16 protein-coding genes and 1 tRNA gene are annotated in these 14,425 nt (G+C 44.7%); 10 read left to right on the forward strand and 7 right to left on the reverse strand.

The features are described 5' to 3' along the window. Nucleotides 1–33 precede the first annotated feature (33 nt). The 4 genes from SHEWANA3_RS06885 to SHEWANA3_RS06900 form a co-directional block, all read right to left on the reverse strand. Nucleotides 34–312, reverse strand: a complete 279-nt coding sequence (locus SHEWANA3_RS06885) for a hypothetical protein (RefSeq protein WP_011716386.1) — start codon at nucleotides 310–312, stop codon at nucleotides 34–36. Then, nucleotides 309–1,604: a 6-hydroxymethylpterin diphosphokinase MptE-like protein gene (locus SHEWANA3_RS06890; protein ID WP_011716387.1), complete on the reverse strand. Its 1,296-nt coding sequence runs from the start codon at nucleotides 1,602–1,604 to the stop codon at nucleotides 309–311. The genes SHEWANA3_RS06885 and SHEWANA3_RS06890 overlap by 4 nt, the downstream gene beginning before the upstream one ends. Nucleotides 1,605–3,175: 1,571 nt before the next feature. Continuing rightward, a tRNA-Arg gene (locus tag SHEWANA3_RS06895) sits at nucleotides 3,176–3,251 on the reverse strand. A 55-nt stretch (nucleotides 3,252–3,306) separates the two neighbouring features. Next, nucleotides 3,307–4,473: a flagellar assembly protein FlgT gene (locus SHEWANA3_RS06900; protein WP_011716389.1), complete on the reverse strand. Its 1,167-nt coding sequence runs from the start codon at nucleotides 4,471–4,473 to the stop codon at nucleotides 3,307–3,309. Nucleotides 4,474–4,712: 239 nt separating this feature from the next. Between SHEWANA3_RS06900 and SHEWANA3_RS06905 the strand changes: the two genes are divergently transcribed. Then, nucleotides 4,713–5,345 (forward strand): FlgO family outer membrane protein, encoded by a 633-nt coding sequence (locus SHEWANA3_RS06905; protein ID WP_011716390.1) that lies wholly within the window; start codon nucleotides 4,713–4,715, stop codon nucleotides 5,343–5,345. Next, a complete protein-coding gene (locus SHEWANA3_RS06910) occupies nucleotides 5,342–5,791 on the forward strand; it encodes an LPP20 family lipoprotein (protein WP_011625672.1) in 450 nt (149 codons plus the stop codon). The genes SHEWANA3_RS06905 and SHEWANA3_RS06910 overlap by 4 nt, the downstream gene beginning before the upstream one ends. A gap of 102 nt (nucleotides 5,792–5,893) precedes the next feature. Here SHEWANA3_RS06910 and SHEWANA3_RS06915 read toward each other — a convergent pair whose 3' ends face one another. The 3 genes from SHEWANA3_RS06915 to flgA form a co-directional block, all read right to left on the reverse strand. Next, complete coding sequence (locus tag SHEWANA3_RS06915; RefSeq protein WP_011716391.1) at nucleotides 5,894–6,319, reverse strand: flagellar protein FlgN; 426 nt, start codon at nucleotides 6,317–6,319, stop codon at nucleotides 5,894–5,896. Between the two features lie 2 nt (nucleotides 6,320–6,321). Further along, nucleotides 6,322–6,648: a flagellar biosynthesis anti-sigma factor FlgM gene (gene flgM, locus SHEWANA3_RS06920; RefSeq protein ID WP_011622043.1), complete on the reverse strand. Its 327-nt coding sequence runs from the start codon at nucleotides 6,646–6,648 to the stop codon at nucleotides 6,322–6,324. Nucleotides 6,649–6,723: 75 nt separating this feature from the next. Next, nucleotides 6,724–7,431, reverse strand: a complete 708-nt coding sequence (gene flgA / locus SHEWANA3_RS06925; RefSeq protein ID WP_011716392.1) for a flagellar basal body P-ring formation chaperone FlgA — start codon at nucleotides 7,429–7,431, stop codon at nucleotides 6,724–6,726. A gap of 205 nt (nucleotides 7,432–7,636) precedes the next feature. Between flgA and SHEWANA3_RS06930 the strand changes: the two genes are divergently transcribed. The 8 genes from SHEWANA3_RS06930 to flgG all read left to right on the forward strand — a co-directional run bounded on the left by SHEWANA3_RS06930 (nucleotide 7,637) and on the right by flgG (nucleotide 14,415). Then, complete coding sequence (locus tag SHEWANA3_RS06930; RefSeq protein ID WP_011716393.1) at nucleotides 7,637–8,557, forward strand: chemotaxis protein CheV; 921 nt, start codon at nucleotides 7,637–7,639, stop codon at nucleotides 8,555–8,557. 101 nt (nucleotides 8,558–8,658) lie between these two features. Beyond that, complete coding sequence (locus SHEWANA3_RS06935) at nucleotides 8,659–9,498, forward strand: protein-glutamate O-methyltransferase CheR (protein ID WP_011716394.1); 840 nt, start codon at nucleotides 8,659–8,661, stop codon at nucleotides 9,496–9,498. Nucleotides 9,499–9,642: 144 nt separating this feature from the next. After that, nucleotides 9,643–10,047, forward strand: a complete 405-nt coding sequence (gene flgB, locus SHEWANA3_RS06940) for a flagellar basal body rod protein FlgB (RefSeq protein ID WP_011716395.1) — start codon at nucleotides 9,643–9,645, stop codon at nucleotides 10,045–10,047. Between the two features lie 2 nt (nucleotides 10,048–10,049). Further along, nucleotides 10,050–10,466 (forward strand): flagellar basal body rod protein FlgC, encoded by a 417-nt coding sequence (gene flgC, locus SHEWANA3_RS06945; RefSeq protein ID WP_011716396.1) that lies wholly within the window; start codon nucleotides 10,050–10,052, stop codon nucleotides 10,464–10,466. Nucleotides 10,467–10,490: 24 nt separating this feature from the next. Next, entirely contained in the window at nucleotides 10,491–11,270 is a 780-nt protein-coding gene (flgD, locus tag SHEWANA3_RS06950) for a flagellar hook assembly protein FlgD (RefSeq protein WP_011716397.1), read from the forward strand. A 69-nt stretch (nucleotides 11,271–11,339) separates the two neighbouring features. Further along, a complete protein-coding gene (flgE, locus tag SHEWANA3_RS06955) occupies nucleotides 11,340–12,701 on the forward strand; it encodes a flagellar hook protein FlgE (protein WP_011716398.1) in 1,362 nt (453 codons plus the stop codon). 171 nt (nucleotides 12,702–12,872) lie between these two features. After that, nucleotides 12,873–13,616 carry a flagellar basal-body rod protein FlgF gene (gene flgF / locus SHEWANA3_RS06960; protein WP_011716399.1) on the forward strand — a complete coding sequence of 248 codons (744 nt, stop codon included), beginning with the start codon at nucleotides 12,873–12,875 and terminating at the stop codon, nucleotides 13,614–13,616. Nucleotides 13,617–13,626: 10 nt separating this feature from the next. Next, nucleotides 13,627–14,415, forward strand: coding sequence for a flagellar basal-body rod protein FlgG (flgG, locus tag SHEWANA3_RS06965; protein ID WP_011716400.1), 789 nt, complete (start codon nucleotides 13,627–13,629; stop codon nucleotides 14,413–14,415). Nucleotides 14,416–14,425: the final 10 nt, after the last annotated feature.

Here is a 14,425-nt window from a genome sequence, read left to right on the forward strand (position 1 = left end):
TGGACTCTCTGCAATTCTGCAAATAGCAAGGCTTCAGATTTGATCTGTGGCCTGCTGTTGTAATTGTAAGGGTAATTCATATTCTAGGCAGTCAGCCAGCGCCAGCCAATCATGCCTTTCCTGAGTGGCGAGCATGTGTCGAAACAAGGTCATCATGGCCTTGGTGTTCTGCAGTTCCGGCAGTATGGTGGTGATTAAGACAATGCATTCACCAAAATCGCTTGAACCATCGGCTTCCTGACCTAATCTCAATTTATGGGCTGTACTTATCAACTTGGGGATCAGGACTGTATTGATATCATTTTTCATCATTTACACTCCAGATAAAGGGTTCCTTTAATGGCGGCGCCTTCCAGACTCGAGTTATAAAATGCCACCTCTGGTTTTGTGCGGATATAGTGTTCCAGTGCGAGTAAATAACCACGGAAATTCAAGTGAGTAATCACTTTATCTCCATGCCCGTTGATGACCCAGTGGTGTTTGGAGTCTGTTATTGAGGGCCCGAGCTTGCCCTCGGGCCAGAAGGCATGGGTCTTGTTTTTGGGATAACAGAAGTCACAACCAAATAAGATGATTTGTTTACTCTTCAGGTATACCGCCAAGTCAATGGCCGGATGTATGACACTGCCATTGGCAAACAAGCGCAGCTTGGGATAGCGGCTGTTGAGTTCATCATAGGTTTCATTGAGCGAATAGGCAGCGAAGCGCTCCCCGGGCCAGGCATGCAATACCTGTGGCTGAGACCTGGGAAAATAGACCAATTTAACTTTTTCCGGAAGCACTTCGGGCAAGTGAGCAAGAGAAATGTTGTAATCCAAGCTTATGACAATATCCGGAATGATATTTTCGTTGACCAAGGCTTTTAATGCCGTATCTACAGCTATCATCAGGGGCCGTGTTGCCAAGGGTAATGCCATTTGTGCCCTCAAATAATCATAATGCTGTTCCAGCGACGGACCCGTACCTATAACCAAAGTCTTGCTTGGTTGAAAGAGCAAGCTTAGTGATGCAGCATCGGGATCCTGTTTTATGGTCTCAAGATTGTCTGCCAACCTGCGCTGAAATTTCACATCTTCAGGTTTGTGCCGCTTGTTGGCAAACGCAAGATTATTATGAAACATCAACAGATCACGCAGTCTGGCGTTATGGTCACTGATGAGCTGCAGATCAGATATTATTGCAATGTAATGCTGCGCCAGCTCATCTTGCCGGGGATTGGGTTCCAGTACTACCCGCAGATCGCTTAACCACTCGCTTTGATCTGTGTAGCTGAGCAACAAAACTAACAGATTCAAATTGAGCGGGCAGATACGAATATGTTCCAAGTGTTTGTTATCAGAGAGCAAGGTGGGTACATCACCCATGCCGACCCCATAAACAGAAACGGTGCTGCACCAAGCTGGAAGCTGATTTATCATAAGTTCCGCTTCGGCCAAGCGATTATAACAGCTGCTGAGCTGGATACCGTTAACGCTGATAGTGTGATTGGCACCTGTCACCAACATGGCATCCAGGCTGTCGGGATTTGCTGCGTCCATGGTCTGAGCCACTTCCGGCCAGCGACGGCGGATAATAGCCATATTCTGTTGTAGTAAATCAGTCATGGAGCACGTTCCTACGAAAAAGTTTTTACTTTGTTGCAAGCAGTTAGATGGCTTTCATTTGATTTGATAAAATCTAATAATGCATATTTAAGATAACTGAAATCCCTGATTTGGATGGCGATGTTGGCAAATACTCTTTGTCATTTTAAGTTGATAGAGACCTAATGATCTGACTGCCGTAATATTGGACGCTTTGCGAAGTACGCATTTTAATTCAAAACTTTCTGGACTGAATAAATAGGAGCACTATGCTGTTTGGTTCGATTGTAATCAACTTTGTACTCAAATACTGTTAGTTTGATTTGAGGACAAGTCATGAGCGTTACGTCTTGTAGCGCCTTAATTTTTAACGTGTGGAAGGAACTTTCCACACAAACATTATCCCTGCAGCTCCCTTTGTTGCTCATACTTTGTACAATCTGACACCTTTAAAGTAAAGTAAGGTTATCATTTGCGTAGTATTAGCTGTCTCAGGCATTTTTTAATAATCACGTCCGTAGGAAATTCTCAGCGGAATCGGGCTATCTTCAATACCTCATAAATAGGCTCCACTGTTATTCTGCTTGCCATCAACTAATCCAAAACGGCTCGATAGTAAAGAACAATGGTTACAAACAGATAGGGCTATCCTCTCACTGGTTTATATAGGTAATATTGGCAGCTCATTCCTAATTTTGCGCGTCAGCAATAAAGTTCTATTCTAGCCGATTTGCTAGAACCGATAATTATGATTACTGTCGGTTGTCACCATAAATATCTTAGCAGCCTTTGGCAACAATTATCGGTTTGAGATGCTAGCATAATGGTTTTAATACCCATCTTACATAAATAGTCTTCCTAAATCCCACTGAATGTGTCCCGCGCCGTAGAGTTCCATTGAATCGTCAAAGGGAGCCTAAATCCACGTATAAAGGGCCATACGTTGAATCGCTCTAGGACTCAGTGCCATAGCATAATTCCCACTCCTGATCACAGCTACCATCGGATAAAGAGAAAAGCGGTGTTGATGTTCGAGGATTAACTCAAATTTGGCTACTTTGGTTCCTTTCGAAAGTTGGTGGCTGCTTTTTTAGGATTTTCAAATTTTCAACTTGCTTTACTAATTGGCGTTTAAGCCAAGTGATTTCAGCTTACATAGCGGTTGTATTTTTTTTCGATATTGGGTTTGATGAACTTAGACTTTTGATTTACAAGAACTTAGTTGGTGAGTGGTTACCACTATACCAATTTTATCAGTACGGTTCAAAGCCCAAACTTTGAATTCTTGTATGGATTTTACGGGGTTTCTTTGTTAACACGCTCCACCTCAATAGGCGAGTTTACTCATTTAGCAATATGTCCAGAAGTATTGGTTCCGATGACTTCTACAGCTTCCATTCGATACGTATCAATTTTCTAAATCTAAGATAGCTAACGGAAATGAACGTGATAGTCAAGTAACCGGATGAAATGAGTGAAAAGGGGATTTTTGAAAAAGTTACGAAAAATTCTAAAAAATGACATTCCTATGGCGGCACAGGACTTTTGGGTTTTTCGTAACCAATTGAATTTTATAGGTAAGAAATGACTTATGGTCTCTCCACAGGGACTCGAACCCCGATCGGCCGCTTAGGAGGCGGCTGCTCTATCCTGTTGAGCTATGAAGAGACGCCAGTGATTATACTGGTTTTATCTTTGATTAAAAGGTTTATGATTTAGTTGGTTAAATCTTAAGCGCGATGTCGTTTATCTGTACATTGTAAGCCGCATTTTGGTCAACGAGGATCGCGGTTGCACTTTCTTCGCTAACTTGTTCGATTTTTACCGTTGCTCGGCTCTTGGTGGCGACGGCACGCATTTCGTTGAGTCTATCGGGTAAGTTTTGTTGTAACACGACCTGGAATTTATCGCCAACTCGAATGCCGTGTTTGCGACCTAAGTTGAGGATAATTCTATCGCCTTGACGGCTGACGACTTGCCCCAATAATGGTCTGCAATTGAGCGTGTTGTCTATATCTCGAGTTGCTTCTTGCATGATTTGGCTGATATTTCTGCCATAGGATGAACGCCAAAATCGGTCACTATTAGGGGCTATGATGGCCTGTTCTTCAAACTCCCACGGGGCAGAGGTACTGTAGGTTTTGCTCCACACTTCCTCGCCGCTAATGCCGTGAAAGAGACTGAGTTTAAATTGGAATTGTCTGAGTGGCGCTTCATCCCACCATCCCATAAAGGTAGATTGCACAGGCTCAGTCGATATATCAATGATTTGTGGCAATAAAATATATTGGCTATCGGTGATTTCACTCAACCAGCTTGGGAGTCGATAGCCACGGATATCGACCAATTCTTGTGCGATATCAAGCCGTTCTTTGGCATGGATATGGCTAAAACCAGTAGATGAGTAGCCATCAATACTATTACCCAGTTTCTCGGAGATGACTTCTTCAAATCCCGATAATTGTCCGTAGCGTAACTGTGCTCGGTCTTTTATTTGCGCTTGGGGAATTAAGATGGCGGCCTTTAATTGGCCTGCCGGGCATTGCTGGGTTGGATCATCATTGAGATCGAGCCTGAGGGATACATAGATTTTATTGCCTTGAATACGCTCGCTCACCAATTGAATGCTAATCGCCTGGGCATAACGATTAATCGCAAAGCTGTTTTGCGTTAAGTTGCCGTTAGTCGTTTGCTGTTCGCTGGTGATTTGGATACCGGTACTGAGCGTGGCATAACTCACCGCTTGATTGATGGCTTCTTCACGTGCTTGGGCGATGTTGCCATTGGTGATCACCGCTTCTCCACTGGCCTCGACCCATTCGGCGTTTGCCTGTGCAGCAAATAGCAGTAGGCTGCTGATTATGAGCAAGTTCTTTCTTAGTATGTTCATCAATAAGCCCTTAACTAAAATTGCTAGGATGAGTCAGTTTACTGGCGGTGCTTTATGGCTCCAAGCAAATTGTATGCCTGATTTATCGTGGTATAGGGATAAAGTTATCAATAGATTTGTCGATAATCTGAAGAGTTCATTAAGCGCAATATTTTGACTTGGTCTAATACTTGCTTGTTTTATGGCAAAGATTGCGGCTCCCACTGGGCCACATTGATACTGATGACGAGGTTACTCCTATGCTTAAGCGTGCATTCATTCCTCTGGCACTGTTAGTGCTGGTTGGGTGTGCGACTAAACCCGTGGCACCGCCCAAACCTAGCTTAGCTGACGGCAATGGTTTGCCGCCTACGGCGACAATTAATCATCTAGCGCAGCGCATTGTGACTGAGTTAGTCAAGCAGAATGATGCCTTGCGTCCCGACCAACCTATCGTTGTTGCCACGCCTGTGTTAGTGGGGGACTTGAGTAGCACCAATGCGCTGGCGCAGCAGCTCCAGCAAGGGCTGATGACGTCTTTGCATAGCTTTATGTTTAATGTGGTGGATTTGAATTTAGGTGATGGGCTGAGTGTGACGGCTGATGGCGATTTTATTTTGACGCGCGATTGGCAAAAGCTTTCGACCAACTTACCCGTTGACCATATTGTGGTATCGACGATGAGCCCCACGACCAATGGCATGGCAATCAACACTCGGATTGTTACCTTGAGTAATAACCGCGTGGTGTCAGCCTCTCAAACCTATGTGACCCAAAAAGAGTTGAGCAATTACATGCAGCCTTCAGAGCAAGTTATCTCTCAGGATGGGATTTTATACCGCCAGTCGAGCCCTGGTATGAATGAAGTGCGAGTGCTAGGAGATGGAAAATGAAACGCTACCTATTCATTGTTGCGGCGCTCCTACTAACAGGGTGTGCTGCCAAAGATAAATATGTTCAGTGGGAAGATGTACCGCCAAGCAGTTTTCCTAAGCTGACGGCCATAGGTTATGCCCCGCTTGCGACTCAACCGGCTAAAGAGCAGTCCCAACGAGTATTGATGGCGATGCAGGCCTCAAAAATTGTGGCTTATCGTGAACTGGCTGAACAAGTGTATGGACAAAAGATCACCGCCAATAGCAGTGTCAGTGATTGGATGCTGACAGATGACAATGTTAAAGCTTCTGTGACTGGGGTGATCCGCGGCGCGAGAGTGGTAAAAAGCTATCCGGCAGGGGATCACTATGTCACTGAGTTGGAGCTTGATTTTGCCAAGGTATGGCAAATTTACCAACAGCAGAGCCGCCCACAAAGAATTAAAGACGTTACCTATTTTTAGCACTAGGGCAGGGTGACTAGTCCTTGCAGTACCAATAAACAAAAGCCGCACTCAGTTTTAGCGCGGCTTTTTTTATATCCCGTTTACTATTTACTGCTCGACTTATGCTTTTAAATCATTGCCTAAGCTAGAAAGGGTCGAAGTTCTGCCTTTATCGTTATAAGTCAGAGTGGTCGCGTTTCGGCTCGCCTGTAAGGCTTGGGCAAAACGGTTTAGACTCGCCAAATTCATCTCGATGAGACTGGCATTTTGAGCGTTAAGATCCTTACATTCGGCAAGGGCCTCTTTTACGGCGGCCATTTTATGGGATAGTTCTACTTGCGAGGAGAGTAAGGATTTATCGCTGTGATTGGCCAGTAAGTCATCGTTGGCCTTGAGTTCTTGCAGGCATGTTGATTTTTGCTCCGCAAGCGATAAAAGCAAATCGGCGTTTTGGTCAACCAAAGCGCCTTTTTCCTTAAGAATAATCTGTTTAAGAACAGCCAAATGGGCGTGTTGTTGATCTACCAGTTTAGCTATTTCTGTCATAGTTACTCTTTATTGAGGTCATTCAATTCAGCTTCGAAGCTGGCAATGTTGGCCGCCAACTTTTCGGGATCAATTTTATAGCGACCTTCGGCAATCGCTTGCTTAATTTCAGCGACTTTCTTTTGGTCGACTTCAGGTAGGCTGGCCATTTTGGTTTGAGCTCCTTGTAGCTGTTGAGCTTGAGCCGTAATGACAACAGAGTCACCTTTTTGTTGAGTCGATTTGGCCGCAACCTGAGTCGATTGCTCGCTTTCACTGCTCTTTTTAGTACTGTTTGAACGGACTTGCGCGGCCGCTCCGGCGTTAAATTTGCTAATATCAATTGCCATTTTAGGCTCCAGCGTCGTGTATACGGGATTTCTTAACTGGGGTATCGGCAGCCCAACGAAAAGCTTTAGCTTATTTTACATTCTAACTTCGACTTCGCCAATGGCTGTGACTATAGCATCTAGTTCCTTGTTTGAGCTGCTATTTTTGACCCTAATTTGGTCACCAATATTACCATCTTGCAGTGCTTCACCCACGGTTTTTAGCACAAAATTACTGGAACGGACATAAATCGACACTGAATCATTCTTACAGACAAAGCAAAGGTTGTTGGCAAAAATGGGAAAATTTTTGGCAACACGGCGTTTAACCCGTACGCCTGAAAGTTGGCTGGTATCGCTAAATTGCATTCCGCGTAAACTATTTTGATCAATATAACGGATTTCAACCTGAGTCGGACTGATTAACTCCCCTGGCGCCAGTGTTTCGCTGGCAACGACCACAGGGAACAGAATATCAACACGCACCGACATAAAAATCTGCCAAGGGTAGGCCAAATCAGGTGTATCACAGCTGACTTTTACTGTGTTGTTGCGGCTGATTTCCCTATCGGATGCTAGTTCAACTTTTATTGGGGATGCGCATTGTGCTGGCAGTAGTCGGTTGTCGATAGGTTGGGGAGCGATTTCCACTTTGGCATTCGCTGGCACTGAAATCTTTTCATTAATAAGGGCTTTAGCTAACTCTGATATCGCCGATACGCTAGGTACCTCGGGAGCTGCATTGGCCGCCGAGGTGAGAAATAATGCGATAACACATAAAAAATATACTAAATTTACTTTCATAATGAAGAGACTAGCTTGTAACGCCAGAATGCACCTATACTTTTATCAAACGTGAAACTGTCCTGTGTCGTTAAGGCCAAAATTTCGTGTCAGAAGTTTGACTCAGTTTCAACTATGGTTATGGATAACAAGACGCAAGCAATTAATATGCCTATACTCAAACGAGTTTTATGGCCGTACATAAACAGAACAACAAGGCAGAGTTATGTCGAGTATTCTTGATTCAGTCAACAAACGCACCCAACTCGTAGGTCAAAACCGACTAGAACTATTGCTATTTAAGTTGAATGGTCGTCAACGTTTTGGGATTAACGTATTCAAAGTGAAAGAGGTTCTGCAGTGTCCACCATTAACGGCCTTGCCTAAACTTAATCCCTACGTCAAAGGGGTGGCACATATTCGCGGAACGACCATTTCAGTGATCGATTTAAGTGCCGCAACTGGCGGACGTCCGCTCGCGAGTACCGAAAATTGCTTTATTATCATTTCAGAATATAACCGCAGCGTGCAAGGTTTCTTGGTCAGTTCAGTTGAACGTATCATCAACATGAATTGGGAAGCTATTATGCCGCCACCGCAAGGTGCTGGCCGTTATTCCTATTTGACGGCGGTGACTGAAATTGAAGGCGAGTTAGTCGAAATTCTCGATGTTGAAAAGATTCTTGATGAAATCTCCCCAGTAAAAACCGCGATTAGTGAAGAAGTCAATGAGCAGCTCACTATCGATAGAAGTCAGCATTATCACATCATGGTGATTGATGATTCGGCTGTGGCTCGTAAACAGATTATTCGCGCGTTGGAATCATTAAACTTACAGATTGATACGGCAAAAGATGGCCGCGAGGCATTGGACAAGTTAAAGGCGATTGCTGGTGAAATGAACAATGTCGCCGAAGAGATCCCATTAATTATTTCTGATATCGAAATGCCTGAAATGGATGGTTATACCTTAACGGCAGAAATCCGCGACGATCCAAAACTTAAGCATATTAAGGTCGTTTTACATACCTCACTCAGCGGCGTGTTCAACCAGGCCATGGTGCAAAAAGTAGGCGCCAACGACTTTATCGCGAAATTCAATCCTGATGAATTAGCGGCAGCAGTGAACAAGCATTTAAGTTTGTAGTGAAAGTGTGGGTTAGTGCCTAGTAGCGCTTTACGCTATAATCTAGCCCTTATTACATGATTGTTGGCACTTATTTGGGTGCTTGCTATAGGATCTAGGACGTGAATGTGCCTGACAAATCACTCGCTGAAGCCGAATATAATCAATTTAGGTTGTTCCTAGAACAACACAGCGGCATCGTACTGGGGGAAAATAAACAATACCTAGTACGTAGCCGTCTTGCTCCCTTGATGGGCAAATATAATCTGCCTTCGTTATCCGATGTGGTAAAACATTCGATGAAGCCCACGGAGCGAGCCTTACGGGCAGAAGTGATCGACGCCATGACTACCAATGAAACCTTATGGTTTCGTGACCGTTATCCGTTTGAGTTGCTCAATAATGTGTTGTTACCTGAATACAGTAAGTTGGGGCGTCCATTAAAAATATGGTCCGCTGCCTGCTCGTCTGGCCAAGAGCCTTATTCGTTGGCAATGACTATCTTAGAATATCAACAGAAGAAGCCGGGAGCTTTGCCGGGCGGCGCCTCGATTCAAGCAACCGATCTTTCACCTTCGATGTTGGAACGTTGCAAAAATGCCGAATACGATAGTTTGGCGCTAGCGCGTGGTTTATCCGAGGAACGTAAGCGCCAGTTTTTTGATGCTTTGCCCTCTGGCAACATGCGAGTTAAGGATAACGTTAAGCGTTTAGTCAATTTTCGCGCCCATAACTTACTTGAGAGTTACACCTTACTCGGCAAGTTCGACATTATCTTCTGTCGAAATGTGCTGATCTATTTTGCCCCAGAGGCAAAAGCAAAAATTTTGCGGCAATTCGCTGCCGCTTTAAATCCGAAGGGCATACTCTTTCTCGGCGCGTCAGAGTCGATTGCGGGTCTGACGGATGAATTTGATATGGTTCGTTGCAACCCGGGTATCTATTACCAGAAAAAGACTTAATATTATGATATTAAATAAAAATTACCGACATGAGTCGGTAATTTTTTACCCCGTCAAACCCCTTTTCTACACATTTCTGATAGTTTCTGTTTTTTGGCACATGAATTGCTTTGTTCCCGTGAGAGTCACGATGGAGGCAATTTTATGGCGATTAATTTTGATAAGGCACTAGGTGTGCACCAATTTACTTTGGGGATACGTGCCGAGCGTGCCGAAGTAATTTCAAGCAACATCGCAAACGCCGATACGCCACATTATAAAGCCCGTGACGTCGATTTTTCTGCGGCCTTAAATATTGCGAAAACCCAGCAACAGCAACGCAATAGCCTTGAGATGACAGGCGATGAGCAGCATTTTGGCCTCGCACAGTTAACGGGACAATACGTGAAGTTCCGTGTGCCAAATCAGCCAGATACTGGAGATGGCAATACAGTGGATATTCAACAGGAACAGTCGGCATTTATGCAAAATGCGCTCGAATATCAAATGTCTCTGGGATTTTTGGACAGTAAGTTTAGCGGCATGAAAAAAGCGCTGAGAGGGGATTAATCATGAGTTTATTTAATATCTTCGATGTTGCGGGGTCTGGCATGTCAGCCCAGTCTCTGCGGCTAAATACTACCGCGAGTAACATTGCTAACGCAGATTCAGTCTCCAGCAGTGTAGATAAAACTTACCGTTCTCGTCATCCCATTTTTGAAGCCGAAATGGCCAAGGCGCAAAGTCAGCAACAAGCTTCCCAAGGTGTCACGGTGAAAGGCATAGTCGAGAGTGATAAGCCCCTATTAAAAGAGTATTCGCCGGATCATCCGATGGCGGATGCTGATGGCTTTATTTACAAACCAAATGTGAATGTCATGGAAGAAATGGCTGACATGATTTCAGCTTCTCGCTCATATCAGATGAATGTTCAAGTGGCTGAGGCGGCAAAATCTATGCTGCAACAAACACTTGGGATGGGTAAATAATATGCGTTATTTAGGAGGTACGTTGTGAGCCTCATTAACCAACTGAGTCAAACCTCATCGCAGCTGACTCAAACAAACACTCAATCGAATACGGTATCAACCAATAACACCAAGACGTCGACTAATTCTACCGGCAATCCATTTTTGGATGGATTACGTTTGCCGACTAGTTCTGCTGTTCCAGAGGCTAAGAGTCAGCAGCTCACTCAAGAGGATTTTTTCTCATTACTCAGCCAGCAGTTATCGATGCAGGATCCCTTTAAGCCCGTTGATAACGACCAGATGATTGCACAGATGGCATCTTTTTCTACTGTCGATGGCATTTCTAAGTTAAATGATCAAATCGTTAATTTAAACAGTGTGATGACATCAAGCCAAGCTTTGCAAGCATCGGGATTAGTTGGGCGAAAAGTGCTGTTACCGACAGATACGGGTTATATCTCTGCAGAAAGCCCAGGCTTAAATGGTGTGATCAGTACTTCCGAGAAAATTCCCGTCATTAATGTTCGAATCGAAGATGATAAAGGGCAAGTCGTTAGAACATTTACTGTTGATGGTAGTAAGGGTGGTAACACTGATGTCAAGTGGGATGGTTTGAATGATAAAGGAGAACCCGTTGCTGCAGGTAATTACTCGATTAAAGCATCGGGTTTGGTGAATGATAAATCACAAGCGTTAGCTGTATCGACCTATGCGCATGTTACCAGTGTTTCTTTAGGTACTGCAGCGACTGGCGCCATTTTGAATCTCAAGGGTGGAATGGCCTTTAAGCTGTCGGATGTACTTGCGATTAGTGAAGTTTAATCGTTATCAAGATTGTAAATGGACATCACACTTGTCCATCATTGAATTGAGCAAATGTAGAGGTGAATTATGTCGTTTAACATTGCATTGAGTGGCATTTCTGCTGCGCAGAAAGATTTGAACACTACGGCGAACAATATCGCGAATGCTAACACCATTGGCTTTAAAGAGTCGCGTGCTGAATTTGCGGATGTTTACGCTAATTCAATTTTCTCAAACTCAAAAACCGCTGTGGGTGGTGGTGTGGCTACGAGCCAAGTGGCGCAGCAATTCCACCAAGGTAGTTTGCAACTGACGAATAACTCGTTAGATTTAGCGATTAAAGGCGGTGGCTTTTTTGTAACTGCGTCCGAGATAGGTACCTTGGATCATCAGTTTACTCGGGCAGGTGCTTTCAAAGTCGACAAAAATAATTATATGGTTGACTCTGCTGGTAATTATTTGCAAACCTTCCCAGTGGATAAAGATGGTAACTCCACTTCTGTCAGTTTAACGACAGCTAAGCCAGTACAAATTCCTGATACTGCGGGTAGCCCTGTTCAAACTGAAAACGTGACTTTGCAGATGAATTTAAATGCAAAAGAAGGTTCACTCGACCCTGCTGCTTTTGATCCGTTAGACTCCAAAACCTATAACAGTGTGACATCCATGACGATTTATGACTCTCTGGGTGAGCCACATATCATGACGACCTATTTCGTCAAACCAAATAATGGCTCATATAATGGTGAAAACAACTGGGTTGCATACTATGCCATTGATGGTAAACAAGTTGATATTTCTGGCCCTGCTGGTACATATCAGACTGACACCAATGGTGATGGCACTCCCGATGCCTCTGGCACAGCTCAAACGGCTGGCGGCTGGAAGGGGTCGGTTCTGAAGTTTAACTCCGTCGGTGTGTATACTGGGAGTGATCCGGCAGTCGTCGCCACCGAAACGTTAGGGGTTGGCGGCGCTGGCGTGTTAGGCCCTGGTGCTGATGGCACTCAAGCCGTGATTATTAAATTTAATGCACCAACCCAATATTCAGCTCCCTTTGCCGCCACTGAATTGTCACAGGACGGTACCACAGTAGGGCGTTTAACCAATGTCGAAATTGGTGAAGATGGTTTGATCACTGCCAGTTACTCCAATGGTTCAACAGTGCCATTAGCCCGCGTTGCTTTAGTTCGCTTTGCAAACGAACAAGGGTTGACACAAGTGGGTAATACCTCGTGGAAAGCCAGTTTATCGTCAGGTCCTGCGCTGGCTGGTGAGCCTAACAGTGGTACGTTTGGTAGTCTCAGTTCTTCAGCGTTAGAGCAATCTAACATTGACTTGACGACTGAGCTGGTGGATTTGATTTCGGCACAACGTAACTTCCAAGCCAACTCACGTACGCTGGAAGTGAATAACACTCTGCAACAAACTGTTCTGCAAATTCGTTAAGTTAATCTTGCCTCTGCTAAGTGTTGCCGCAAGCGGCAACACTTAGCCTCTTTCTGTTGTGCATTCATTCGTTTATTAAAATCTCCTAATTTATCAGTTAACTAGCTGCTTATTTTATTGGCATGATGCTTGCTTTGCTATTATCAGGTTGAAACTTTGACGGAGCAGTCTGTGGACAAATTCCTTTATATCTCCATGAGCGGCGCTAAGCAAAATATGAATGAGTTGGCTTTGCGTGCCAACAACTTAGCTAACGCCAATACCGATGGATTTAAGTCGGATATGGCGCAAGCCAGATCGATGCAAGCCTTTGGTGAAGGATTGCCGACAAGGGTCTTTGCCATGGTTGAAACCCCCTCCGCCAATTTTCGTTCGGGCCCGATTAAATCTACTGGACGCGATCTTGACGTTGCCATTAAAGGTGACGGTTGGTTTGCCGTGCAAGCACAGGATGGTAGTGAAGCTTATACCCGTTCTGGCAGTCTCAGTTTTGACTCAACAGGTTTATTGCATAACGACCGTGGTAATCCCGTGATGGGTGATGCCGGACCGATTGTGTTACCGCTGCCAATTGAAAAGGTCACTATTTCACAGGATGGGATTATCTCTGTTCGTCCTCAAGGTGCGACGACAGAAGTCGTCGAAGAGGTTGGAAGATTAAAGTTGGTAAACCCCGGCAATGCACAAATGATGCGCGGCGAGGATGGGTTGTTCCGTTTGGTATCCGGTGATCCGGCGCCTGCCGATCCTAGTGTATTTGTTGAAAGTGGTGCTGTAGAGGGCAGTAACGTCAACCCCGTGGATGAGATGGTGTCCTTAATCGACCTACAGCGACAATTTGAATTGCAAGTGAAGATGATGAAAACCGCGGAAGAAAATGACCGCGCTTCATCCTCATTAATGCGGATTAGTTAGGAGATAAATTATGCATCCAGCGTTATGGATTAGTAAAACTGGCTTAGACGCACAGCAAACCGATATTGCGGTGATTTCAAACAACGTCGCTAACGCCAGCACTGTGGGCTATAAAAAAAGCCGCGCGGTATTTGAGGACTTACTTTATCAAACTGTTAACCAAGCGGGTGGGATCAGCGCCTCTAACACTAAGTTGCCAAACGGTTTGAACATTGGTGCGGGTACCAAGGTGGTAGCCACCCAAAAAATGTTTACCCAAGGCAATATGCTGACCACGGATAACTCGCTCGATTTGATGATTGAAGGCCCAGGATTTTTCGAAGTGCAGCTCCCCGATGGGACTACGGCTTATACCCGTAATGGTCAATTTACCTTAGATGATACTGGGCAAATTGTCACACCGGGTTCGGGTTATGTGTTGCAACCTGCGATCACTATTCCTGAGGATGCAACCAGTATTACTGTCTCTGCTGAAGGGGAAGTCTCGGTAAAAACACCAGGTGCGGCGGAAAACCAAGTCGTTGGGCAGCTCAGTATGACCGACTTTATTAACCCGTCGGGTTTAGATCCTATGGGACAAAACCTATACACCGAAACTGGTGCGAGTGGTACGCCTATTCAAGGCACTGCATCACTTGATGGTATGGGAGCGATTCGTCAAGGTGCGTTAGAAACCTCTAACGTGAACGTGACCGAAGAGCTAGTTAACCTCATTGAAAGTCAGCGGATCTACGAGATGAACTCCAAAGTGATTTCGGCGGTCGATCAGATGCTGGCTTATGTGAATCAGAATCTATAGAGGCACATGA

This window comes from Shewanella sp. ANA-3 (assembly GCF_000203935.1).
Classification (GTDB): Bacteria; Pseudomonadota; Gammaproteobacteria; order Enterobacterales; family Shewanellaceae; genus Shewanella.

Bases quoted from the DNA above. Each gene is read 5' to 3' on its own strand.
- SHEWANA3_RS06905 (WP_011716390.1), top strand. From the start codon at position 4,713: ATGCTTAAGCGTGCATTCATTCCTCTGGCACTGTTAGTGCTGGTTGGG.
- SHEWANA3_RS06890 (WP_011716387.1), bottom strand. From the start codon at position 1,604: ATGACTGATTTACTACAACAGAATATGGCTATTATCCGCCGTCGCTGG.
- flgB (WP_011716395.1), top strand. From the start codon at position 9,643: ATGGCGATTAATTTTGATAAGGCACTAGGTGTGCACCAATTTACTTTG.
- SHEWANA3_RS06910 (WP_011625672.1), top strand. From the start codon at position 5,342: ATGAAACGCTACCTATTCATTGTTGCGGCGCTCCTACTAACAGGGTGT.
- flgC (WP_011716396.1), top strand. From the start codon at position 10,050: ATGAGTTTATTTAATATCTTCGATGTTGCGGGGTCTGGCATGTCAGCC.
- SHEWANA3_RS06915 (WP_011716391.1), bottom strand. From the start codon at position 6,319: ATGACAGAAATAGCTAAACTGGTAGATCAACAACACGCCCATTTGGCT.
- flgM (WP_011622043.1), bottom strand. From the start codon at position 6,648: ATGGCAATTGATATTAGCAAATTTAACGCCGGAGCGGCCGCGCAAGTC.
- SHEWANA3_RS06885 (WP_011716386.1), bottom strand. From the start codon at position 312: ATGATGAAAAATGATATCAATACAGTCCTGATCCCCAAGTTGATAAGT.
- flgE (WP_011716398.1), top strand. From the start codon at position 11,340: ATGTCGTTTAACATTGCATTGAGTGGCATTTCTGCTGCGCAGAAAGAT.
- SHEWANA3_RS06900 (WP_011716389.1), bottom strand. From the start codon at position 4,473: ATGAACATACTAAGAAAGAACTTGCTCATAATCAGCAGCCTACTGCTA.
- flgA (WP_011716392.1), bottom strand. From the start codon at position 7,431: ATGAAAGTAAATTTAGTATATTTTTTATGTGTTATCGCATTATTTCTC.
- flgG (WP_011716400.1), top strand. From the start codon at position 13,627: ATGCATCCAGCGTTATGGATTAGTAAAACTGGCTTAGACGCACAGCAA.
- SHEWANA3_RS06930 (WP_011716393.1), top strand. From the start codon at position 7,637: ATGTCGAGTATTCTTGATTCAGTCAACAAACGCACCCAACTCGTAGGT.